Origin of the sequence: Pseudomonas sp. X4 (genome assembly GCF_040784925.1) — a bacterium.
GTDB classification, from domain to species: domain Bacteria; phylum Pseudomonadota; class Gammaproteobacteria; order Pseudomonadales; family Pseudomonadaceae; genus Aquipseudomonas; species Aquipseudomonas putida_Z.
On sequence record NZ_CP160798.1, the window covers coordinates 5,673,257 to 5,697,873 of the forward strand.

At 62.5% G+C, this 24,617-nt stretch carries 15 protein-coding genes; 7 read left to right on the plus strand and 8 right to left on the minus strand.

Annotated features, from left to right (window positions below; all coding sequences use genetic code 11):
• Positions 1-14 precede the first annotated feature (14 nt).
• The gene (locus ABX298_RS25240) at positions 15-6,320 is read left to right on the plus strand and encodes an AAA domain-containing protein (protein ID WP_367393823.1); all 6,306 of its coding nucleotides are present in this window, start codon (positions 15-17) and stop codon (positions 6,318-6,320) included.
• Complete coding sequence (locus ABX298_RS25245) at positions 6,317-7,663, plus strand: hypothetical protein (RefSeq protein WP_367393824.1); 1,347 nt, start codon at positions 6,317-6,319, stop codon at positions 7,661-7,663. The genes ABX298_RS25240 and ABX298_RS25245 overlap by 4 nt, the downstream gene beginning before the upstream one ends.
• Positions 7,664-7,696: 33 nt before the next feature.
• On the opposite strand, the gene ABX298_RS25250 is transcribed toward ABX298_RS25245, so the two are convergent.
• The 5 genes from ABX298_RS25250 to ABX298_RS25270 form a co-directional block, all read right to left on the minus strand.
• A complete protein-coding gene (locus tag ABX298_RS25250) occupies positions 7,697-9,223 on the minus strand; it encodes an FAD-dependent monooxygenase (protein ID WP_367393825.1) in 1,527 nt (508 codons plus the stop codon).
• Positions 9,224-9,385: 162 nt separating this feature from the next.
• Positions 9,386-10,909, minus strand: coding sequence for a histidine ammonia-lyase (gene hutH, locus ABX298_RS25255; protein WP_367393826.1), 1,524 nt, complete (start codon positions 10,907-10,909; stop codon positions 9,386-9,388).
• A gap of 11 nt (positions 10,910-10,920) precedes the next feature.
• On the minus strand, positions 10,921-11,754 hold the full coding sequence (locus ABX298_RS25260; RefSeq protein WP_075045435.1) for a glycine betaine/L-proline ABC transporter ATP-binding protein: 834 nt from the start codon (positions 11,752-11,754) through the stop codon (positions 10,921-10,923).
• Positions 11,751-12,602, minus strand: coding sequence for an ABC transporter permease (locus ABX298_RS25265; protein ID WP_367393827.1), 852 nt, complete (start codon positions 12,600-12,602; stop codon positions 11,751-11,753). The genes ABX298_RS25260 and ABX298_RS25265 overlap by 4 nt, the downstream gene beginning before the upstream one ends.
• Positions 12,603-12,677: 75 nt before the next feature.
• Positions 12,678-13,646, minus strand: coding sequence for an ABC transporter substrate-binding protein (locus ABX298_RS25270; protein WP_015270114.1), 969 nt, complete (start codon positions 13,644-13,646; stop codon positions 12,678-12,680).
• Positions 13,647-13,845: 199 nt separating this feature from the next.
• Between ABX298_RS25270 and ABX298_RS25275 the strand changes: the two genes are divergently transcribed.
• Positions 13,846-14,760 carry a LysR family transcriptional regulator gene (locus ABX298_RS25275; RefSeq protein WP_054572910.1) on the plus strand — a complete coding sequence of 305 codons (915 nt, stop codon included), beginning with the start codon at positions 13,846-13,848 and terminating at the stop codon, positions 14,758-14,760.
• Between the two features lie 22 nt (positions 14,761-14,782).
• Here the strand turns inward: ABX298_RS25275 and ABX298_RS25280 are convergent, their stop codons facing one another.
• Complete coding sequence (locus ABX298_RS25280; protein ID WP_367393828.1) at positions 14,783-17,335, minus strand: EAL domain-containing protein; 2,553 nt, start codon at positions 17,333-17,335, stop codon at positions 14,783-14,785.
• 546 nt (positions 17,336-17,881) lie between these two features.
• Complete coding sequence (locus tag ABX298_RS25285) at positions 17,882-18,118, minus strand: hypothetical protein (RefSeq protein WP_015270586.1); 237 nt, start codon at positions 18,116-18,118, stop codon at positions 17,882-17,884.
• Between the two features lie 695 nt (positions 18,119-18,813).
• Between ABX298_RS25285 and ABX298_RS25290 the strand changes: the two genes are divergently transcribed.
• From ABX298_RS25290 to ABX298_RS25305, 4 genes are all read left to right on the plus strand, one after another.
• The gene (locus ABX298_RS25290; protein ID WP_367393829.1) at positions 18,814-20,319 is read left to right on the plus strand and encodes a PLP-dependent aminotransferase family protein; all 1,506 of its coding nucleotides are present in this window, start codon (positions 18,814-18,816) and stop codon (positions 20,317-20,319) included.
• A gap of 112 nt (positions 20,320-20,431) precedes the next feature.
• Entirely contained in the window at positions 20,432-21,502 is a 1,071-nt protein-coding gene (locus tag ABX298_RS25295; protein WP_367393830.1) for a sugar phosphate isomerase/epimerase family protein, read from the plus strand.
• A 33-nt stretch (positions 21,503-21,535) separates the two neighbouring features.
• Positions 21,536-22,801, plus strand: a complete 1,266-nt coding sequence (locus tag ABX298_RS25300) for an MFS transporter (RefSeq protein ID WP_367393831.1) — start codon at positions 21,536-21,538, stop codon at positions 22,799-22,801.
• A 298-nt stretch (positions 22,802-23,099) separates the two neighbouring features.
• The gene (locus ABX298_RS25305; protein ID WP_367393832.1) at positions 23,100-23,591 is read left to right on the plus strand and encodes a GNAT family N-acetyltransferase; all 492 of its coding nucleotides are present in this window, start codon (positions 23,100-23,102) and stop codon (positions 23,589-23,591) included.
• Positions 23,592-23,659: 68 nt separating this feature from the next.
• On the opposite strand, the gene ABX298_RS25310 is transcribed toward ABX298_RS25305, so the two are convergent.
• Positions 23,660-24,616 carry an aliphatic sulfonate ABC transporter substrate-binding protein gene (locus ABX298_RS25310; RefSeq protein WP_075045444.1) on the minus strand — a complete coding sequence of 319 codons (957 nt, stop codon included), beginning with the start codon at positions 24,614-24,616 and terminating at the stop codon, positions 23,660-23,662.
• Position 24,617 lies beyond the last annotated feature (1 nt).

The window sequence follows — 24,617 nt, forward strand, 5'->3', positions numbered from 1 at the left end:
ATGGAAGTCGCCTCATGATTCGATTCTGCCCAAACTGCAACACCGCACGCCCAGTCCAGGAAATGTTCTGCGAAGGCACTGTCGACCAGGCCCCGTGCAACTGGGACCTCGCCGGCGAGCCTATCCATGCCGACGGCTGGCGGCCGCAGATCATACATACCCAGGAAAACCTGCCGCAGGGGCACCCGCCCCCTGCGCATGGCATCGTCTGCGAAAACGGCCATGCCATGGACCCGGGCGACCTGATGTGCCTGCAGTGCGACGCCCCACCCGCCCAGGTGGTACCGGCAAACGTGCCAGATGCACCGAGCGCCGATGCGCCAGCGCTCGGCGAAACCCTGATCGAAGGCTGGTCGTTGATCCGTCAGGTCAGCAACACAGACGGCGTGCGCGAGCGTTACCTGGCTGTGCACCAGGAAACCGCACGCCAGGCTGTACTCACCCTTTACCGCCCAGGCGCAGAACCCGACCCGGCCGTGTACGATGTGATCCGTCGTCTGCCCCGCGAGCACGTACCCGAGATCATGGCCACCGGTCGCTGGGATGGCCGCGCTTTCGAAGTGATCGAGGAACTGACCGGCGGCAGCCTAGCCGACCTCGGCGGCGTGATACATGAAGCGCACAGCGTACGCCATGTGTTGCGCGAACTGGGCCAGGCGCTGCACGCCTTCAACGAAGCCGGGCTGCGCCACCGTGACCTGCGCCCGACGAGCCTGCTGGTGCGAGCCCACGAGCCGCTCGACCTGGTAATCAGCGGCTTTGGCTCGGCCCGACTGTCGGAGTTCGACCTGGACATTGTCTCGCCCTTGGAGACCAGCCGCTACATGGCACCCGAAGCCATCGCCGGTGGCGTGGCGGCCGCCTCGGACTGGTGGAGCCTGGGCATGATCCTGCTCGAACAGCTGACAGCGGGTGCCTGTTTCGAGGGTATTCATCCCAATGCCTTCCTAATCCATGTCCTGGCCAACGGTGTACCGATCCCTGACGACCTGGAGCCACAGTTGAACCTGCTGTTGCGCGGCCTGTTGGCACGCGACCGCCACCAGCGCTGGCAATGGCCCGAAGTCGAGGCCTGGCTCGACGGGCGCCCGGTGCAGGCGCCGGCCTCGGCCTTCGCCGAACATGACAACGGCCAAGGCGCCACTTTGCAATTGGGCGAGAAGCGCTACCACAAGCCGGCTGTCTTCGCCCTGGCCGCCGCGCACGCTGAGCATTGGCCGCAGGCACTCGACCACCTGCTGCGCGGCGTCATCGTCACCTGGGCCGAGCAGCTCGGCCTGCCAGCCCCGTTACTCGCCGGCCTGCGCCAGGTGGTGCAGCATGAAGGGCTGGAGGACGACTTCCGCCTGATGCTCGCGCTGAAACTGCTCAACCCGGAAATCCCGCTGATTCACCGTGGCGATATCGTGACCCCGGGCTGGTTGCTGGAGCATCCCCTGGAAGGCTACCGGCTGATCAGCGGCTCGGTGCCCGACCTGCTGGAGCAACTGCAGACCGACAACTGGCTGTCGCGCCTGAAGCTGCGGGCCGAGCTGGTTCGCCAGCGCGCCCTGCACCAGCAGATCGAACTGGTCGAGGAGACCTTGCGGGTATACCTGCTTTCGACCTCGCGGGCCAAGCTGAGCAGCGAATGGCAAGCGCGCCAGCGCCTGCTGCCAGATACCGAGCACCCCGGCCTGCTGGCATTGGCGGAACGGCGGGTAATCGCCGAGGAAGACCTGATCGTGCTGCTCAGCGCGTCTATCGGCCAGTTCCGGTCAGTCGATGCGATCATCGAGGAAGCCGCCAAGTTGGCCGGCAGCGTCGAGGTCGGCTGGTTCGACCGCGAAGCAGCCACTGCATTGTTGCAGCACCCGCGTCAGGACCTGTACCACATCGTCGACGATCGCATACGCGGTTTCGCCCGCAGCGGCGTCGACGCAGTGGACGCCTGGGCCGAACAGTTCCGCCTGGAACGGCGCATGCCACTGGCCCAGGCTCTGGTCCTGCTGGCCATCCCGGCCAGCCAGTGGCTGGAACCGCAAAAGCAGCAATATGTGTCGCAGATCCTCGAGTTCTTCGAGAAGAAAGTGGTGACCGCCGTGATGCGCGGCCCGCTGGTGCGCATGAGCATCGGCAAGACCACCGCCCGGGTCGACCTCAACGAGCTGCACAGCGAGCGCCACCCGGCCGCCGGCTTGCTCGATCACCTGCTGCAACGCAACGAGCGGGCCGTGAACCTGGACCCGGAATGCTTGCAGGCCACGCCGCAAATCGCCTCGCGCCTGCACGCGCTGTACCGGCAGAGCGCGCTGTACAAGCGCGACACCGGTATCGACGGGTTGTACCTGGGCTTCCCATTCCTGCTCAGCCGCGACCCACGCGGCACCACTCGCACCCGCATCATTCCCTTGCTGTTGTGGCCGGTGAAGCTATTGCTTGAGTTAGGTAGCCGCGGCCATGTGGCGCTTGCCTTCGACAGCGAGCGCGAAGAAGTGCGCCTGAACCCGGCGCTGGAAAGCGTGCTCGGGGCCGAGGCCTGCAAGCGCTGGCGCAAAACTGCCGACGAACTGCTCGGCCGCTCCTCGATCCGCGCCAGCGACGTCATGGACGCCTTCGGCATGCTGGCCACGGCACGCTCACGCACCCTCGCCGGCTTGCCGGCCAGCAGCGTAGAAGTCGCGCCCTACCAGGATGAGTTGGCCTGCGCCGCCGTATTGTTCCACGTCACCTTCCTGGGCCAGGCCATCGGCGAGGACCTGCGTCAGCTCAAAGCGCTGTCACCTGCTGGCAGCGGTCTCGAGACCGCTCTACGGCTGAGGGGCGACGATGAAAGCGAAGCCGTGCCCGCGCCGACGGAGCTACAACGCTACTTCACTGTCGCCAGCGACCCGTCCCAGGAAGCCGCCGTGCTGCAAGCGCGCCAAGGCCCAGGCCTGCTGGTCGAGGGGCCGCCGGGGACCGGCAAGAGCCAGACCATCGTCAACATGGTCGCCGACGCCATTGGCCGGCAACGCAGCCTGCTCATTGTCTGCCAGAAGCACGCGGCGCTGGAGGTGGTGTACAAGCGTCTGGTAGCCGAGGGGCTGGGCCAGCGCATCGTCATGCTCAACGACGTCAACCGCGACCGCGAACCGATCATCCGCAGCATTCGTGAACAGCTGGAAACCTTGTTCACCGGCGGCGACGAAGGGAAAGGCCTGCTCCGTCAGCGCGAGCAGATGGCGGCGCGCATCGAAACCCTCGAAGGCGAACTCGATCGCTTCCACCAGAGCCTGCACCGGCAGGACCCGGCCACCGGCTTGAGCTACCGGCGCCTGCTGGGCGAACTGATCGCGCTCGAGGACGGGCCGGCACCGCTCGAATTCCCGGCGTTGCGCCAGCGTCTGGCCGCGCTAGACGTTGCCAGCCTGACACGCCTGGAAGAAAACTGCGCGCCGCTGATTCGCCTGTGGCTACCTGCCCGCTACGAAGGCAGCCCCTTGGCTCAGTTGCAGCCCTTTGCAACTGACCGCTCCACCCTGCTGGCATTCACCGACAGCCTGCAGGCTTTCAGCCAGGCCGAACAGCAGCGCCAGGCTACCCTGCAAGCGCACCCGGCCAGCTTCGAGATCGACGACCCTGCGCCGTACCGAACGTGGATGGCCAGCCACGTGGCGACCTTGCTTGACCTGAGCCCGGAACAGCGGCTGCGTCTGGCCCGCTGGCTGCCACTGTTCCGCAGCAAGGACGGCGAGCCGCAGCCGCGTGGCGAGTCGATGCTGAACGAACTGCGGCAACTGCAGCAGCAGCTCGACCAACTGCCCGAAAGCCATTACCAGCCAGCACTGTCGCCCGCCTTGAGCCTTGTCGACAGCAAAGCGCTGCGCAGCCTGGAAAGCGATTGCGCCAAGGTCATGGCGGCAGGCTCCTGGCTCGCACGCATCAGCCCGTTGCACCTGCTCAGGCGCAAGCGCCTGTACGGCTTCCTCGAAGCCCAGGGTGAAGCCCGTGTGGATGAAGCCTTGCCTGGGCTGCACGCGGCAATCGACCTGGAGCAGCATTGGCGCCCTCTGCGCGCCGAGCTTGCCGTACTGCACCAAAACCTGGACCTGGAGAACATTGCCCCGCAGGCAGGCATGGAACTGGCAGCCACGGTCAAAGGTGATATCCGTCAGCTCGTTGAAATCCAGACGTTGGCCCAGGCCCTGGCGCAGTCGCCGCGCGCACGCCAGGCCGACGAGGCAGTGCTTACCGGCGACAAACAGCATCTGGAGGCGTTGCTCGGCGACCTGGACGCCTCGCTGCTGCGCCAAGGCGTGCGCCAGTCCAGCCTGGAACAGCTCAAGCTGCTCGACGACTGGCTCGGCAGCGAACTGGCCCAACAGCTGCGTCATGCCGTGGAACACAACCTGAACAACGAACTGGCACTCGGCCGCCTGCACGACGCCTTGCCCCACCTGGCGGCCTATCAGGGCTTCCGGGCTCGCGCCGGGCAGCTCACCGAGACCGAGCTGGCGTTGCTGGCCCTGCTGCGCCAACGCCAGGCGGAACTCGACGCCTTGCCAGCCGATCAGCTCGACGCTGCCGTGCGCCGCCTGCTCAACCGCGAAGCACGGCTAGGTTGGAAGCACCGCATCGAGCAGGCCAACCCAGAGCTGCTGTTCAGCCAGGAGGAAGCTCAGGCCAAGGTCGCCAGCCTGGCCCAGGCCGATACACGCATGCGTGAGCTCAACCGCGAACTGTTGGCCACCGGTATCGACCCGGCGCGCCTGGGCAGCCGCAAGCAGTGGGAGGACGTGACCCGGCTAACCGGCAAGCGCTCGCGCCGGCTGCGCGAATTCCTCGAACTTGGCGCCCCACTGGGGCTGATGACATTGCGCCCGGTGTGGCTGATGAACCCGGACGTGGCCAGCCGCGTATTGCCGTTGAAAAACGGCCTGTTCGACACGGTGATCTACGACGAGGCGTCGCAGATGCCGGTGGAGTTCGCCCTACCGACCCTGTTCCGCGGCCAGGTCACGGTAGTCAGTGGCGACGAGAAGCAGATGCCACCGACAGCGTTCTTCTCCAGCCGCGTCGAAAGTGACGAGGCCGAACTGTTCGATGGCGACGAGCCCGACGAGGATGCCGACGAAGAGCAACGCGAAGCGTTCGAGGACACCTGGAACCGCCGTGAGATCAAGGACTGCCCGGACCTTCTGCAACTGGCGCGCAACGCCCTGCCCAGCACCACCCTGCAAATTCACTACCGCTCGGCCTACCGCGAACTGATCGGATTCTCCAACGCCTCGTTTTACGGCAACCGCCTGAACGTGCCGGTACGCCATCCCCAGGCGAGCATCCGCCAGCTCAAGCCGCTGGAACTGATCCAGGTCGATGGCCTGTACCAGAACCAGAGCAACGCCGTTGAGGCCGAGCGTGTCGTGCAGTACCTGGAAGCGCTCTGGCAGAAACCCTGCGAACAGCGCCCCTCGGTGGGCGTGGTGACCTTCAACCGCAAGCAGGCCGAGCTGATCGAGGAGCATCTGGAGGCCCGCGCCAGCGAAGACGAAACTTTCCGCGCCGCATACGCCCAGGAGCGCGAACGCAGCGAGGACGGCGAAGACATGTCGGTGTTCGTCAAGAACGTCGAGAACGTGCAGGGTGATGAGCGCGACGTGATCGTGTTTTCTTCCACCTTCGGCCGCAACAGCCAGGGCACCTTCCGCCGCAACTTCGGCGTGCTCGGCCAGAGCGGCGGCGAACGCCGCCTGAACGTGGCGGTTACCCGCGCACGGCACAAGGTGGTGATGATCACTTCGATGCCCATCGCCGATATTTCGGACATGCTCAACACCCAGCGCGCCCCGGTCAGCCCACGCGACTACCTGCAAGGCTACCTGGAATACGCGCGGGCGCTGTGTGCCGGCGAATTCAACTACACCGGCAAGCTGCTGGGCCGCCTGCAAACCGACCGCAGCACACTGGGACACGGGCACGAGCAGGGCCGCGACGGCTTCGCCAGGATCGTTGGCGCGTTCATCGCGTCCCTGGGTTGGCACGCCGCCCCGGCCAGTGAAGGCGACGCGTTTGGCCTGGACTTCGCTATCGAAAGCCCGGGTACCGGTACCTATGCGATCGGCATCGAATGCGACGCGCCCAGCCACGCCCTGCTCGAACGCGCCCGAGCCCGGGAGATCTGGCGACCCTCTGTACTGCGCCGGGCGATCCCGCATATCCACCGCGTGTCGTCGCAGGCCTGGTACCACGACGGCGATAGCGAACGCGCCCGCCTGCGCGCAGCCATCGAGCGCGCCATGCAGACCGAACGGCCGACGCACCCCGTCGCCACGTCCAACGACAAGGAGACCTGCCAATGAGTGGCCCGAAGGTGGTGCGCATCGTCACCCGCGAAGAAATCATCGCCATTTGTGAGGGCCATCTGCGCCGCCTTGAACAGGCCGTTGCCCGCTGGGAAGCCCAGGCTGAAAAGCTTGGCCAGCTGACCGAGCACGAGCGTGCGGCCATGCGGGCACGGCAGGCGCGATTGTGTGCCTTGCTCGCTGATGAGCAGTTCCGAGAGCTGCAGAAGGCGGTACCCATCGAAATCGAGCACCTGCGTCGCGACCAGCTGGCGCGCGAGGAGCGCGCCGTGTTGCAAGCGGCAGAGCAGCGTCAGCAGCAGCGCCGCATGCAGCAAAACGCGACGCTTCTGCTCAAGGCCCTCGGCAGCCGCACCGGCACCGACGCGCAGGTGTTGCAAGCCCTGACGCGGCTGGCCGATGGCGCCCGACTGGACAATGCCGAACAGCTGCTGGCCCAGGGCTTCGCCCAACTGAGTAACAGTAGCGAACCGCATGCCCTTGGCGAGCAGCAACGCGAGCTGGCTCAGCGGCTCAAGGATGATGCGCCCACGCCCGACCTGAACACCTGGCTGGCTGAGCGAGCACAAGCGACCCGCGACCCACGCCTGCAGCAGATCGACCGGCATATCGCCGAGCTGCAACTGTTGCAGGGCGCAGCCTGTGCGGCGCCGTTCGTGCAGGCTCTCGCCCGCGCCGAAGCGCAGGCCCAGGAGCAGCAGCGCAACTTGCTGCTCGACAGCCTGGTAATCGAGCTGGCCAGCAATAGCCGCGACATCCAGCTCCGGCGCGATTCGCTTGCCAAGCTGCAGGACCTGGCGAACGAAGTACAAACCCACCTGGGCGCTGGGCAGGAGGCGTTGCTCGAGCAGGTCAGCCAGTGCACGGCCACCACCGCGCAAGCCATCCTGGGCGAACTGACGGGCCGCTGCGAAGCGATTCTTGCGGCCCATGTGCAAGCGCAAGCCGCCCTCGCCCGTCGCGAAGCCATGCTCCAGGGGCTGGCCCAGCTCGGCTACGAAGTTCGCGAAGGCATGACCACCTCTTGGGCCGAATCAGGCAAGGTAGTGCTGCGCAAGCCAGCCACGCCGGGCTATGGCGTGGAACTGGGCGGCAAGGCCGACAACGGCCGCCTGCAGGTACGCGCCGTGGCATTGAGCCGCGATCGCGACAAGCAGCGTGACCGGGATATCGAGACGATCTGGTGCAGCGAGTTCGAACGCCTGCAAACACTGCTGCAGAACGGTGGAAGCGAACTACTCATCGAGCGAGCGATGGGGGTCGGTGAAACACCGCTCAAGGAGGTGCTGTCGGTAGAAGACGAGGTCATGGCTACAGCCGCACGACTACAAACCAAGTAGCCTGGCAGAACCCATGTCGCAAGCTTCGATTCCTCAGGTGGGCAGCATGACGCCCTGCGCCTCGAAATACCGGCTCAAGGTAGTCGCCTCCCCCTCAGGATCAGCCAGCGCGACATAGTTGTCAGGCCGCAACAGGTAAGCAGCATTTCTGGCAACGCCGGCTTTCTCGTACGCATGCTCCCAAGCGAAAACATGCAGCGCAATACCGTGCCTTGCGCACCATTGGGACAAGTCGGCCTTGGCTTCGCCGTAAACATGCACCTGCCACTGAATGGCTGCCAGTGAAGCGTAGTTGTCCTCGGTGCCCACAGGCAGCCATGGCAGGCGATCACCGCCCTGAACGCCACCGGCCTTGCCTTGGCTCAGCGGGCTTTCGCGGTAATCGAGGGTGGTTTGCGAAACCACTCGGAACAGGTACTCGCGGACGTTTTCGCTCTTGTATGCAACGCTCGCGAAGAGCGGCGCGATGCGAGTACGTACAAAGTCGGCAAATCCGCCCTGAGCGGTAACGAAGGTGAACAGTTTGTCAGTTGTCTCCACCAGCGTGCGGGCAAACGCCTGGCGTTCGATCTGGTAGCTGTCGAGCAATGTGTCGGGCGCCTTCCCTTCCAACACCGCGGCCAGCTTCCATGCCAGGTTGATCGCGTCCAGAATGCCGGTGTTCATGCCCTGCCCGCCCGCCGGGCTATGCACATGCGCAGCATCACCGAGCAGAAACGCCCGGCCACGGCGGAAATGGTCCGCGACGCGATGGTGAACACGGTAGGTGGAAAACCAGTTCACGGCGGTAATCCTGAGGTTCAAGCCGTTGATGGCATCATGGCCAACGTCCTCGAACGTCAGATGTTCAGGATGCTCGGCTCGCTCATCACGCACGGTGCCAATCAAGCGGTACTGATCCCTTTCGCCATAGCACAAGAGCAGCACAAAATCGGATTTGTCAAAAGCGATATGCCCCTCACCTGCCGGCTCGACGCCAGTTACCCTGACATCTGCAACATAGAAAAGCTGTTTGTAGGTGCCGCCCTCGAAACCGCTGCCGATCTCTTGCCGCACAAGCGACCGAGCGCCATCGCACCCCGCCAGAAAAGCCGCAGTGCAGGACTCTTCTCGCCCATCAGCATGTTTCAGCAGGGCCGTGACATGGCTTTCACCCTCCTCGAAGGACAGCAGTTCGGTCTGCCGTTCCACATCCACGCCGAGTGACTGGAGCTGCTGCACCAGCAGGCGCTCATGGCGGTCCTGGGGGTAGATCAACACGAAGGGATACGCTGAAACCTCTCTGCCTGCGTCGCCCAAGGGGATACGCGCCCTGTGCCGACCGCGTGCCCACATGTTCATGGCAGGGGTTTTATAGCCGGCCTCTATCACTGGCTCGGCCAGGTCGAGCTGGCGATAGAGCTCCAGCGTGCGGGCTTGAACAGCCATTGCGCGAGAAGCTTCGCCAAGACCACTGCTCTTGTCGACGATCCTTACGGCGACGCCTTGCCTGTTGAGCCAAAGAGCAAGAACCAGCCCGGTCGGACCGGCTCCGACAATGAGAACGTCGGTCTGCGCCATGATCTCACCTCGAACATCAGTGACTCCAGAATCATGAATGTTCCTGATAGCGCGCAAAGTCAACGATTTATAGGTCGTTCGCAAACAAGGGGGCATTTGCCCCCCCGGATTGCACAAGCTTCGCCCCTCACGATTCGAAGCCATGAGTGGCCCTTGCATCGGTCATAGCAGCTCGGGGAATGCAGCGCCAAGCAGGCCCGGGTCCTTCAGGATAGATGCGCTGCTGGCGATATCCGGAGCCAACCAACGGTCCTGGACATACGCCGGAACCCGTTCGCGCAACAACCGCCAGGCAACGTTGGTACCCGCGCCAAAGCGTTGCTCCTTGAGGAACTCGAATGCCTGGGCCGCCAACAGGTATTCGATGGCAAGAATCTGCGTGCAGTTCTCCAGGGCGCGGTGCAGCTTCAACCCGGCATTGGTGCCCATGCTCAGATGGTCCTCCTGCAGGCCGGAGGTGACGTAGTTGTCGACGACTGCCGGTTGTGCCAGCTGACGGTTTTCCGCACACAGTGAAGCGGCCACGTACTGGACAATCATCATGCCCGAATTCACCCCCGGCTGGCTGACCAGGAACGCCGGCAAGCCGCTGACCAACGGGTTGATCAGGCGATCGAGACGACGCTCGGCAATCGCCCCGATCTCGGCCACCGCGATGGCCAGCAAGTCGGCCGCCATGGCCACCGACTGGCCGTGCGGATTCGCCTGGGAAACCACCCGATACGACTCGGGCGTACCCAGCAGCATCGGGTTGTCGGTGGTGGAGTTGAGTTCGGTTTCGATCTGCCGCGCAGCGTGTTCCAGCTGATCGCGCGCGGCGCCATGAACCTGCGGAATCGAGCGAATGCTCAAGGCGTCCTGGGTGCGAATGCCTTGGCTGCTGGCAATGATTTCGCTGCCGTCGAGCAGGCGCCGCAGGTTACTACCCACGCGCTGCATGCCGGGGTGCGGTTTCATCGCGATGATTTCAGGGTCGAAGGCATCGAGTTGGCCGCGCAGGGCCTCGAAGCTCATGGCGCTGATAACGTCCGCCCATTGGCTCAACCGAGTTGCGTCGTCCAGGGACAGGCAGCTAAGGCCGGTCATGCAAGGGGTACCGTTGACCAGGCACAGGCCATCCTTGGCACCCAGTTTGACCGGCGCCAGGCCGACCTCGGCCAAGGCCTGCTGCGCCGGCATGATCTGGCCGCGATAGCTGACCTGGCCGACGCCCAGCAAGCTGATGCTGATATGCGCCATGTGGGTCAGGTACCCCACCGACCCCTGCTTCGGCACCTGCGGGGTGATGTGCTGGTTGAGCAGGGTCAGCAGCGCCTCGACCACCTTGCGCTGCAGGCCGGAACGGCCCTGGCAGAAATTGATGATCGCCGCACACATGATCGCCCGGGTCTGTTCGTCCGACAGCGCCGTACCCACGCCACAGGCATGGCTGAGCAAGGTGTTGTGCGACAGCTGGCTGAGTTGTTCGTCCTGCAACGAGACATTGCACAGGGCGCCGAGCCCGGTGTTGACGCCATAGGCGCGGTCACCGCTGGAAACGATGCGCTGGACAATGGCCTGGGCGTTCTCGATCCGCGCCCAGGCCGATGGGGCCAGCTCAAGCTTCGCGCCATGCCGGGCCACTGCCACCACGTCCTGCCAACGAACTGGCGCGTCGGCGATGATGATTCTTTCGGCAAACGACATACACGCGTTCCTTAAAGCGAAGCTACGCGACGCTGCACGAAACGATCGACGTATTCGTCCGCAGGCTGGTAGAGGATTTCTTTCGGTGTGCCGACCTGGACCAGCCGACCGTCCTTGAGAATGGCAATCCGGTTGCCGATGCGCACTGCCTCGTCCAGGTCATGCGTGATGAAGACGATGGTCTTGTGCAGGGTCTTCTGCAGCTCCAGCAACTGGTCCTGCATTTCGGCGCGAATCAGCGGGTCGAGCGCACTGAAGGCTTCGTCCATCAGGATGATGTCGGTGTCGGCAGCCAGGGCGCGGGCCAGGCCGACGCGCTGACGCATGCCACCCGACAACTGGTGCGGGTACGACTTTTCGTAACCCTTGAGGCCCACGGTGTTGATCCAGTGCAGGGCACGCTCTGTGCACATGGCCTTGCTCTCGCCACGAACTTTCAGGCCGTAGGCGACGTTGTCCAGCACGGTGCGGTGCGGCAACAGGCCGAAGCTCTGGAACACCATGCTGATCTTGTGCCGGCGGAATTCGCGCAGGGCTTGCATGTCGTACTGCAGAATGTCTTCGCCATCGACCAGGATCTGGCCGCTGGTCGGGTCGATCAGGCGATTGAAGTGGCGCACCAGGGTGGACTTACCCGAGCCCGACAGCCCCATGATCACGAAGATCTCGCCGCTGCCGATGGACAACGAGAGATCGTTGACCCCGACCACGCAACCGGTTTCGGCCAGGACCTGATCCTTGGCTTTTTGCTGGCGGATCAGTTTCAGGGCATCTTCGGCGCGAGCACCGAATATCTTGAAGACATTCTTGACTTCGATCTTGTTCATTGTCTGTTTGGCGCTCATTTGCCCACCCCATGCCGTGGTCGGCCATAGGCCTGGGTAATGCGGTCGATCACGACCGCCAGAATCACGATGGCCAGGCCCGCTTCGAGGCCGCGGCCCACATTCAGGGTCTGGATGCCGACCAAAACGTCTTCACCCAGGCCACGGGCACCGATCATCGAGGCGATGACCACCATCGACAGGGCCATCATGGTGGTCTGGTTGATACCGGCCATGATGCTCGGCAACGCCAGTGGCAGCTGCACGCCGAACAGTTGCTGCATGCGATTGGCACCGAAAGCGTTGATAGCCTCCATGACCTCGCCATCCACCTGGCGAATGCCCAGGTCGGTCAGGCGAATCAACGGCGGCGCGGCATAGATGACGGTGGCGAAGATCGCCGGCACCTTGCCCAGGCCGAACAGCATCAGCACCGGTATCAGGTACACGAAGCTGGGCATGGTCTGCATGATGTCGAGCAGCGGCATCAACACCGCCCGCAGGCGATCGTTGCGCGCCGACAGCACACCCAGCGGAATGCCGACCAGGACTGATATCAGCGTTGCGACCAGCATCAGCGCCAGGGTCTGCATCAGCTTGTCCCAGAGGCCGACCGCGCCGACCAGGAACAGCAAGCCGACGATCACGGCAGTGGTCACGACTTTGCGGGTGGCGTGCCAGGCGATACCGGCGACGATGGCCAGCATCAGCCACCAGGGTACTGCGCGCAGCAGGCCTTCGAGGTTGACGATGGCCCACAGCAGGGTGTCGGAGATGTGCCGGAACACGTCACCGTAGTTGGTTACAAGCGCATCGACCCAGCCATTGACCCAGTCGGCAATGGAAAACGTGTAGTTCTTGGGAAACATGGAATTCTCTCGAGCAAGTGCATGAAACGGACTGTCGCGTGCCTTGTCCGGCAGGGGCCGGACGAGCCCACACGCTCAGAGTGCCGCGTCGACCTTTTTGGCTGCGTCTTCGCTGACCCAGCTGTGCCAGACCTCGGGGTGTTCCTTGAGGAACAACTTGGCCAGTTCCGGCGACTCGATGCGATCTTTGCTCATGCGCGCCAGGTTCTGGTTCAGCAGGTCGATCGGCAGATTGACCTTTTCCAGCACCGCCACCAGTTCCGGCGCCTGCTCGTGGAAGGCCTTCGACAGGCCCACTTTGATGGTCAGGGATTTATCCACGCCTGGCTTCTCGTCCAGCTTGACCAGGTCGACCAGGCCCATCAGCGGCGTCGGCGACCAGTAGTAGAACAGGATCGGCTCGCCACGCTTGTAGCTCGACAGCACGGCGGCATCCAGTGCCGGGCCGGTGCCCGGGCGGAAGTTGGTGTAGCTGCTTTCCAGGCCGTAGTGCTTGAGCATCTCGCTGTTGTCCAGCTCGCAGGTCCAGCCGGCCGGGCAATTGTAGAAGCGCCCCTTGTCCGGTTCTTCCGGGTCCTTGAATACCTGGGCGTATTGCCCAAGATCGGCGATGGTCTTGAGGTTCGGCGCCTTGGCTTCGAGTTTGCGCTTGGGGTCGCCTTCGATCACGTAACGCGGCACATACCAGCCTTCGACCGCGCCAACGACCGGCGCGCCGACGCCAACGACCTTGCCGGCAGCGGCAGCCTTGTTCCAGACCTCGCTGCGCCCTACCCACTCTTCGGCAAACACCTGAATGTCGTTGCTGCTCAGGGCGTTTTCCATGGAGATGGAGTTGCCCGGCAGGCTGTCGGTTTCACAGCCATAACCATTTTTCAGCACGAACTGCATCACGTCCGTGAGCAGCATCCCGCTTTCCCAGTTCAATCCGGCGAATTTCACCGGTTTGCCAGACTCGCACCAGCCGGCCGCCTGGCTGGCACCAGCGGCCGCCAGCAGCCCGAAAGATAGTGTCGTGGTCAGCAGAGCCTTTGTAATTTTCATTGTGACGCTCCCAAACAAGAACATGGATTGCAGTAGTCGAGGGCATCCGGCCCAAAGAGGGTCGCCAAACTGGCTGATCAGCCTTGCAATCGGCATCGGCGTGGCACCTGTGATCGGTGGCCACTGCACAGAGGAAATATTTCACAACCTCAAAAAAGGATAAAATAATATGTCCTGATGTATCACAACGGAAAAACCTATGAAGTTCACACTGCGACAACTGCGCTACGCGCTCGCAGCGGCCAAGCACGGGAACCTGACGACTGCCGCCATGGAGCTTCATGTTTCGCAGCCCTCCATTTCGGCGGCCATCAGCGAATTGGAAGAGGTGCTGGGTCAATCGATTTTCGTGCGCCAACGTGGCCTCGGCATATCGCTGACCCCGTTCGGGCGTACCGTCATGGTCCAGGCCCGTCGCGTTCTGAGCGAGGCTCGGACCTTTGCCGAGATCAATGCCAATGCGGGAGAGTGTGTCGGAGAGTTGGTAGTCGGGTGTTTTGAAGACCTGGCGCCCTATTGCCTGCCACAGATCGTGCGCCGGATGCAGGAGTCCTGCCCGAGGGTCACGGTCGATATGCGCGAAGGCAGCTTCGATTATGTTGGCAAGCGGCTGAGTGAGGGCGCGATAGAGCTGGCGATCACCTACGATCTGGGTCTGCCGCCGAACACTCAATGCACCCAGCTGTGCCAGCTGACCGCTCAGGTACTGCTGGCCGCCGATCATCCGTTGGCCAAAGAGTCGCGCGTCAGCCTCAAAGCGCTATCCGAATACACCCTGGTAGTCACCGATCAGGTCCACAGCTGGCAGCATGTGCTGGACCTGTTCAGCTTCTACGATCTTTCGCCCGCCGCTGTACACCGTGTGCGCACCTTCGAGATGCAGCGTAGCCTGGTCGCCAACGGGTTTGGCGTGGCGCTGATCTACACCCGGCCATTTGGTGACCGCAGCTATGATGGCCAAGCGTTGGTGTGTCGGCCGACCGAGGAGAAATTGCCAACGCACAGCATCGTGCTGGCGCATGATCAGCGCTATCCGCTGACGCCTTCGGCTGAGGCGTTCAAGGACCTGGCGGTGGCATGGTTCGCGGAGCGGCCGTCGTTTGCATCCGAATGAAACTGCCCTCCTCTGCGAGGCGTCATTGCGCTAACGATACCTGGTCTTTCATCATCCCCATCAGTACCTCGTTTTCCAGCGGTTTGCTGAGCAAAAAGCCTTGTACTTCATGGCATTGGTCATCGCTGAGCAAGGCCAGTTGCTCGGCGGTCTCGACACCTTCGGCAGTCACCGTCATGCCCATTGCATTGCCAAGGTTGATGATGGCCTGGACCACGCTACGATCGCTGCCGCTCTTGCCCAGGTGCTGCACGAAGCGCTTGTCGATCTTGATGCTGTCGAACGGGTAGGTACGCAGGTAGCCCAACGAGGAGTAACCGGTCCCGAAGTCGTCCATGTTCAGGCGCACGCCCAGCTCCTTCAGTGCAAGCATGGTGTGCAGTGCGCCTTCGACATCGTTGAGCATGACGTTCTCGGTAATTTCCAGCTCCAGGCGGTGGGCTGGCAGCCCGGTGGCGCGCAACGCGTTGCCGACGTCGCGGACCACATCGCTGCGGCTGAACTGGGCCGGCGACATGTTGACCGAGACCATCACCGCCTGCGGCCAGCCCCGCGCCTTGATACAGGCTTCCTGCAGCACCCAGTTGCCAAGCAGCACGATCAGGTCGGACTCTTCGGCAAGCGGGATGAAACGATCCGGGCGGAGCAGGCCCAGGCGCGGGTGTTGCCAGCGCACCAGGGCCTCGGCCGATGCGATCGAGACCCCATCGACCTTGAAGCGCGGCTGAAAATGCAGCACCAGTTCGCCACGCGGTATGCCCTCACGCAGCTCGCTTTCCAGCACACGCTTCTCCATCAAAGCGGCGTTCATCTGTGCCGAAAAGAAGCGCCAGGTGTTCTTGCCCGCCTGCTTGGCGCTGTAAAGGGCCACGTCGGCGTGTCGGATCAGGTCGCTCGGCGTACCAGGGTACTCGGCCGACAGCACTACACCCAGGCTTACCCCCACTTGCACGACATGCCCTTCGACCTGAATGGGGCGTTTGATCGCCTCGATCACGCGCATGCAGAATCGGTCCATGTCCTGCTGATCGCCTGGCCGGGTCAGTACGACGATGAACTCATCGCCTCCCAGACGGGCGACCAGATCACTGTCACGGGTAACTTGACCGAGGCGGCTCGCTACCTCGAGCAGCACCGCGTCGCCGGCCGGATGCCCAAGGCTGTCGTTGATTGGCTTGAAGTTGTCCAGATCGAGCATCAGCAGCGCCACCTGCGGTAGCTCAGCGCCAGGGGCTGATTGTTCGAGGAAACGGAACAGCTTGTTGCGATTCGGCAGGCCGGTCAGGGCGTCGTGCAAGGAGAGGTGCTGAATCTGGGCATGGGCGGCGACTTCGTCGGTGATGTCGCTGCACGTGCCACGAAAGCCGGTACACACGCCCTCGGCCACGATCGCGCGAGAAGCGATCCTGCAGATACGCTGCTGGCCTAGATGGTCCTGGTACTGGCAGCGCAGCGTGCCGGAAGAGCCTGTCGCGGCCAGGCTGTGCAGCGAGGTCCGGAGGTTGCTGGTATCACACGACAGCAACTCGGTAATCGGGCGCTGTCTCCAGGCCTCGACGGGGTGCCCGGTGAGTTCGGTGAACCGGTCCGAAAGGTAGGTCAGGCGGAGGAGCACATCCGTTTCCCAGATCCAGTCCGAGGCAGCTTCGGCCACTGCCTTGAAGCGCTCTTCACTTGATTGCAGGGCAACCCTGGAAGTCACCAGCGCACGGTGGCTGCGATCGATCCTGGTGCTGGCGCGGATCGCATAGCGTGCAAACAATGCCATGCTCAGCGCGATGAATATAACGGCGATAGCCAAGGGCGCGATTACCGTGTGGATCAGTTCGGTGCCGGGCTGCGGTATATCCCATGTCAAGGTGTGGCCGCTGCCTTCGAGTGGCAGGGCACCGCGCCCTTGGCGCTGATCGGCCGAATCGCCCACGGCCAGGCCGGACAGCCCCGCCGCCTGACCCAGCGGCAAGAGCACCTGTGGCGATAGAACCCGAATGAACACCAACACCGCAGTTGGTCCCGGCGGGCGGGCCGGCTGGGTCTGCGGGCGGATCAGTGCAGCGACGTACACCGCCGGCTGGCCACGAAAGACCAGATAGCCTGAAGACGCCTGCTCGTGCTGCGCTGCTTGCCGAGCCTCCTGCAGGATCTTGCCGGCACTGACGGTATGCTGCTCCAGGCCCTGCTGGCTGAGCTTACCGTCCAGTATTGCGTACCGCGTACCGTCGTCATCGAGCACATATACGCCTTCGTATCCATCGGAGGTATAAAGCGTGGCGCCGACGTTGTCCTCGTCGTATGCCCAATGTGCATCGACCTGCCCGCCCAAATGATCATAGGCGGCCTGCCAGTTGGCATGGGTCAGCAGGAACGTCCTGTCGTTCTTCTGCAGCTGGGCCATGGCGGATTCTGCATAGAAGCGGCTTTGCTCCACTTCTCGAGCATCCAGCGCCCCGGCGAGGCGGTAGAGGGAGAACAGCCCCAGCAACAAGGCCAACAGCAGAATCAGGGAAAACGCCACGATCAGTTGCCCGACCACATCACTGCGGGTCGACATTTCATTGTCAGCAAAGACGTCCATTGGTTCACCATCGCGGCCTAGGGTCTCCCGGTTGACCGGGCGGCAGGCTTGGAGGTCGATGGAGCTGACGATCGGTGGTTGGCGAAAGGCAACCTAGAGCCTGATCCGGGGCTATGGTCAGTACAGCGCGGGGGCCTGCCAGCGGTGAACGACTGCCAGGTTGGATAACGGTTCTGGTGCGTACCGCGGATAACGACCCATAACTGTCGTTTTGCCCAACGGCGATCATGGTGGGAGCGGGTTTACCCGCGAACACCGGCACAGCCGGTGCCATCCACCGCGGCGCCTGCTTCGCGGGTAAACCCGCTCCCACAGATACTGCGCGGGCTTCGAGTTGACGCTGAACCTGTGGGAGCGGGCATGCCCGCGAACACCGGCAAAGCCGGTGCCATCCACCGCGTCGTCTGCTTCGCGGGCGCGCCCGCTCCTACAGGTACTGCGCGGGCTTCGAGTTGGCGCTGTACCTGTGGGAGCGGGTTCACCCGCGAAGAGGCCCTCAAGGTCAATCACGGCTGCCGCTTGAATCAAACAAAGCCCAAGCGCCCGTCAGACACCCGGTACCGTCTTCCGCCCAACCAGTTGCTGTCTCTCCACCCCATCCAGCAACGCCTCCACCACCGCCTTGGCCGAATCCAGCCCATGGTCATTGCTCAACAACAGATCACGACAGGTTCCCTTGGCCAGCTCCAGTGCCTTGAGATTGGTCGCAAACGCGCCTTTGAGCAGCGTGGACAGATGCACCAGCGCATCTTCGTAGTCCACCCCAGAACGCACGGCAAACAACGGTGGATGGCTGCATTCGCACGTGGAGAAACTGGAGGACGCCGTGGTGGCGCGTACGGGAGGATCGGGTAAGCCTTTTGTCATTGTGTCGCTCCTTGATTCACTGGAGCCGCCACACAACGTGACCAAACGAATGGGTGGCGACTGTACGCGGGTTGGTCAACCGGGAATCAAGGAAACCGGCGCGCACGGAGGCGCCCCACGCACAGCCGCCATAAAACGAAACAGCCGGGCACAAAAAAGCGCCAACTGTATCGCATAGCGGGCGCTTGTGCGCCTTGATTGTAAGGTCCACTTTGGGCCAAAAGCGATCGACCGCGAATGGCGGCTAACGACCCACGGCGGACACTGATCCAAAGCTCTGTAGTCAGTGCAGGCCTCATCGCCGGCAAGCCGGCTCCCACAGGAATATCACCAGCCTTCAGTCATGCGCTGTACTTGTGGGAGCCGCGCTTGCCGGCGATGGGCCGCGAAGCGGCCCTGGTTACAGATTTCCGCTATGGGTCGTTAGAAGCCATTCCCGACTGACGACCCAAAGCGGACGCTTTAATCGGTCTTTTCTGCAGTATCCAGCCACCAACCTGCGCCGGACATCAAAGCCGGACGGATGACTTATCGGGTATCGCTCGCTACCCTGAAAGCCCCGTCGCCTGACGGTTTCCAGGTCAAGTCCCATTTCACCAGACGAGCATGTCATGAAATCCCCCACAGGTTTGCTGCTGTCGGCTATCGAACTGGACCGTGCCAGTGCCATACCCCTGTACCGCCAGCTGTATCTGCAGATCCGCAAACAGATACTCAACGGCAGAATTCAGGGGGGCGTGCGCCTGCCGTCGACCCGGACCTTGAGCATCGAGTTGGGGCTGTCGCGGATCACCATCCTCAATGCTTTCGATCAGTTGATTGCCGAAGGTTTCCTGGCCTCGCGCACGGGTGCAGGTACGTATGTCGGTACTGAGTGGGAAAGCCGAAGTATCGAGGACGAGCAACCGCGCCAGCCACCGCGCCTGTCCGAACTGAGCCAGTCGATGCTGTCGCTGCGCAGCGATCATTTTCGCGGGGTGTCCTATGCCGACTGGGATCCCGCGACGCCGACCTCCTTCCTGCCCAGTCACAGCACCTATGAAGAATTTCCGCAAGCCATCTGGCGGCGCCTGATGAACCGTCATTTGCTCAAGCCGACCAAGGCGATTCTGGGTTATGGCGAGTTGCAAGGTTTGCAGGCGTTTCGCACAGCGATTGCCGAATACGTCTTCGATGCGCGAGGTATCGACTGCAATGCCGAGCAAGTGGTGATCGTTTCCGGCGCGCAGCAAGCGTTCAACCTGCTGGGCATGCTGCTGCTCAATCCGCAGGACAGTGTCTGGATGGAAGACCCTGGGCACATCGCCGCGCGAATTGCGTTGCAAGCCCAGGGGGCCAAGATCATTCCGTTGCGTATTGATGAACAGGGGATCGATGTCCAGCAAGGCCTTGCCGAGTGCCCTGATGCACGCCTGGTATTTTGTACGCCTTCGCGTCAGCATCCTTTGGGTGTCACCCTGAGTTATGTGCGGCGCCAGGCACTCATCGACTGGGCTGCGCAGCATCAGAGCTGGATCATCGAGGACGATTGCGACAGCGAGTTTCGCTACAGTGGTCGACTTCTCCCGGCACTGTATGCCTTGGACCAGATGGCCCGAGTGATCTACGTCGGCACGTTCAGCAAAGTGCTCTTTCCGTCACTGCGACTGGGTTACGTGATTCTGCCGCAGGCTCTGGTCGAGCCCTTCTGCACCCTGCGCGCGGTCATGGATCGCAGCCCGCCCACGCTGCTTCAGGCCACAACGGCGGACTTCATGAGCGAAGGCCACTTCTTGGGGCACATCCGCCGCATGCGTGCACTGTACAAGGCGCGCCAGCAGGCATTGATCGAACAACTTGAAAAGCAGATCGGCAGCTTTTTCAGGATTACTCCGACGGATGCCGGCATGCACCTGATCGCCTGGCTGCCCCCCGAACTGAGTGACACTGACATCGCCCGGCAACTGGCCCGACACAACATTCACACCTACGCCTTGAGCGACTACCGCATCAAGCATGACCTGCCGCCTGCCCTGTTGATCGGCTTTGCCGGCACGCCCGAAAAGCAGGCCCGGGAGCGTGTCGAGGAGCTGGCCCAGGCCTTGCGCACGCTGGGTTACCTTCCGCCAGCCACTTGATGCGAGGCAAGTGGCCTTATCAATTAGTTGATAATGGATCTATCGAGAGTTCCTGACTGGCGCGATAAAGGCTGCGCCGGTAGACCCGGAGTCTGAACCAGGAACGACTCTAATGAACAACAAGATCCAGGAACGATTCAACGCCTTGCTGAGCCACAAGGTGGTCGAACACGTAGCTGCTCCAGTGCTGACCGAAGCACTGGCCCAGCGGTTGCTTGAGCGTCTCGGGCAATTGCGCCTGTTTGCCCACGCCTACCCGCTGCTGACCAACCTCACCCACGGTCGTGTCACCCCCGCCGACCTGCTGGATTTTGCCTATCGCCACGAGCTGCAAGGCCTGAGCCTGCACTTGCTCGACGGCGAGGAAAACAGCCTGAGCCAGATGTCGCCAGAGCAGCTCCAGGCGTTTGCCAGCAAGGCCAAGGCGCTGGGGCTGGATGTGCACCTGGAAATCAGCAGCACGCTGAAAAAGGATGTCGACCAGGTGATCGCCATCGCCAAGGCCCTGGGGGTGCGGAACATCCGTGTCTACTCACGTTACGAGGGCACGCTGTCGCGGGTGATGGACGTGATCGAGACAGACCTGCACTACCTCGCGCAACAGGCCGACGCCAACGATCTTTACTTTGACTTCGAGCAGCATGAAGAACTCAAGAGCAGCGAAATCGCGCAGTTGCTCAACCGTCTCAACCACCCTCGCCTGCATGCCCTGTTCGACTTTGGCAACATGATCAATGCCTGCGAACAGCCCCTGCAGGCCCTGCACAACCTGGCGCCGCACATCCGCCAGGCTCACCTGAAGGGCGTACGCATCGTCCCCGAACAAAACGGCTTCGGCCATTACGGCGTATTGCAAGGCAGCGACGAAGACGACCTGCCCAGCGCCCGCATGCTGTTCGAACTGTTGATGCTGGGCGAAGCAACCCCACAGGTGATCGCGTTCATTCTCGAGCAGGAAAATCACTACGTGGCCCCGGCCTTCCGGCAGAGCCTCGAAGCGGCCGATCCATTCATTGCTTACCGGAAGATGAGCGAAACGCCGCTCCCGAAAGGCTACTCGCTCGAGCGCATGCTGGCCGACGAACACCGCTGGGCGAACAATCAGGTGGCCTATGTCCGACGCTTGCTGGGCGAACTGCGCACCTTGGCTGAACTGACCCTGGCCCCCCCTTCCAACGCCTGAACCTGACGACCCGATTACGCCCGGAGAACAATAATGACAACTCAAAACAAGGCCAAATGGCTCAGACTCCTGATTCTCATCCTCGGTGGCGGCACCATTTACAAGTTGGCGAACCTCAAGGACGCCTTCTATGTCCCCATGCAGGAATTCATGGGCCTGAGCCACACTGAAATCGGCGTGCTGTTGAGTGCCAACGCGATCATCGCGACTGCACTGTTTGTGGTTGGCGGCCTGCTCGCCGATCGCTATGACACGCGCAAACTGATCCCCCTCGGTCTGATCGGGACCGGAGCTCTTGGGTTGTACCTGGCAACCTTTCCGCCCTTCAGCAGCTTGCTGATCGTGTTCAGTCTGTTGGCCGTCTGTGCCGACTGTCTGTTCTGGCCATCGCTGCTCAAAGCCATCCGTAATCTGGGTGACGATCAGGAGCAAGGCCGGTTGTTCGGCCTGCTGGAAGGCGGGCGTGGCGTGGTTGATACGCTGGTGGCCTTTTCCGCACTGGGCGTGTTCGTCGCCATGGGCTCGGGGGAAACCGGCCTGAAGGCGGCTATCCTGTTCTACTCGGTCATCGACATTCTGGCCGGCACCCTGACCTGGCTCCTGCTCAAGGGCGGTAACGCGCAATCGGCCGCCAAGCCGAAAAACGGTCTGGCGAACCTGATGGAGGCGATCAAGGTACCCGGTATCTGGTTGGTCAGTCTCAACGTGTTCATGGTCTACATCGTCTACTGCGGCCTGACCTATTTCATTCCCTACCTCAAGGAAATGTACGGGTTGCCCGTGGCGTTGGTCGGTGCATACGGCATCATCAACCAGTACTTCCTGAAAATCCTCGGCGGGCCTGCCGGTGGTTTCATTGCCGACAAGCAGTTCAAGAGCACCAGCCGTTACCTGAAGTGGGCATTCCTGGCGTTATTGCCGCTGATGGGCGTGATCATGCTGATTCCCAAAAGCCCGGGCTTCATCTATGCGGGGATGGCGGCCACCCTATCCTTCGCCCTGATTGTGTTTTCGATGCGCGGCGTGTTCTGGGCTCCCATGGGCGAAGTCGGCATTCCCCAGCACATCACCGGCTCGGCCTTCGGCATCGGTTGCCTGATCGGCTATGCCCCCGGCATGTTTGCCTACGTCATCTATGGCGCGCTCCTCGACCACTTCCCTGGTCAACAGGGCTACAACTATGTGTTCACCTTGATGAGCATACTGGCCATTGTGGGCTTCATGGTGTCCAGCCTTCTCTATCAAGCGGTGCGCAAAAAATCCATGCCCACTGGCGGGGTCAACGCGGTACAAGCCTGATCATCGTTGCTCTCGAGGTTGTCGCTGTACCTGTAGGAGCGGCCTTGTGTCGCGAAAGGGCCGCATCGCGGCCCCAGGAATGATGCGCAACAGTTGAAATTGCCGGGGCCGCTGCGCGCCCCATCGCGACACAAGGCCGCTCCTACATGGGCCCCGCTGATTCAATGAGTTTGTGCAGCTCCAGGAGAGATGACAAAAGCTGAGTGGCTTGCCAAGGTCGATCGTCAGCCATTGCAAACAGGCCTGAAGGTGCCATAGGCTGCCTTTCCATGAATCGGCCACTGACACTGGATAAACGATGATCGAACTACAAGGATGTGGAGAGTTTTCAGGCTTGGAGTGCCGGCCTGTCGGGCCCGATGACGCAGAAATGATCTGCTCGCATCGCCAGGAGATGTTTCTTGAGGCAGGTGGCGACCCTGAAAAACTGCAAGTCATGACTCAGCACTTTCGCCCATGGCTGGAAGAGCGGCTCGGTGACGGTCGGTACTACGGTTTCAAGCTCCTGGATGGCGACCAACCTGTCGCAGCCATTGGCTTGATGAGCATTGATTGGCCTCCCCATCCATCGCACCCGACCCTGGACAAGCGTGGGTACGTGCTGAATGTGTTCGTCCAGCCGGCCTACCGCCGCCGTGGCCTGGCTTCAGCCTTGATGCAGGCAGCCGACGCCGAGTTCGCTCGCCGAGGCATCACCTTCGCTGTCCTGCACGCCACCGAGACGGGTAAACCGGTCTATGAGCAAACCGGTTGGACTGGAACGTCGGAAATGGCCAAATCCATTAGTTGATACTTACCGCTTTCGCCCGAAAGCGGACATTGAAAACAAGACAGAACAAACCAAACAGACTAGCCACGCTAGTCTGCAACCGGCTGATACAAGCTCACCGCCTTGGCATCCACCGCCTTAGGCAACAACCCCTCGCGGTAGAACGCATCGGCGATGCGCTGCTGCTCGGCCAGGTTCTCCGGCTTCACCGGCTGCACGTCGTAGCTGCGCCGCGCATTGGCCTGCTGCACCGTGGCACTGTCCAGGTTGCCCCATAGCGGCCCGAGGATGCGCGCTGCGGCCGCCGGGTTGGCCTTGGTCCAGACACCTGCCTCACGCAGGGCCTGGTACACCTGCTGCAGCACCTCGGGGTGGGCCTGGGCATAGTCGCTGCTGGCCAGGTAGTAGCGCTGGTAGCTGGCCAGTTCGCTGCCGTCGGCCAGGATGCGAGCATTCTGCTGGCGCTGGGCGCTGGCCACGTAAGGGTCCCAGGTTACCCAGGCATCGACCTTGTGGTTCTCGAAGGCGGCGCGGCCGTCGGCAGGGATCAGGTAGGCCGGGGTGATGTCCTTGAAGGTCAGCCCGGCCTTGGCCAGGGCCTGGATCAGCAGGTAGTGGCTGCCAGCGGCCTTGGTCACCGCCACGCGCTTGCCCTTGAGGTCGGCCAGGGTCCTGAGTGGCGAGTCCGCCGGCACCAGGATGGCCTGGGCCGTTGGCGATGGCGTCTCCCGGGCGAAGTAGGTGAGCCTGGCGCCGGCAGCCTGGGTGAATACCGGAACGGTGTCGGCAACATCCGCCGACAGGTCGACATTGCCCAGGTTCAGCGCCTCCAGCAATGGCAAGCCGCTGGGGAACTCGTGCCAGCTGACGCGAATGCCCTCGGCCTGCAGGCGTTGTTCGAGGCTGCCGCGGGCCTTGAGCAGGGTCAGCAGGGTCGAGGATTTCTGGTAGCCGATGCGCAGGGTCTGTTCGGCGCTGGCGAGGCTCGGCAGCAAGGCGCTGGCCAGTAGCGCCAGGCCAAGCTGGCGCAGGGGTTTGAAGGACATG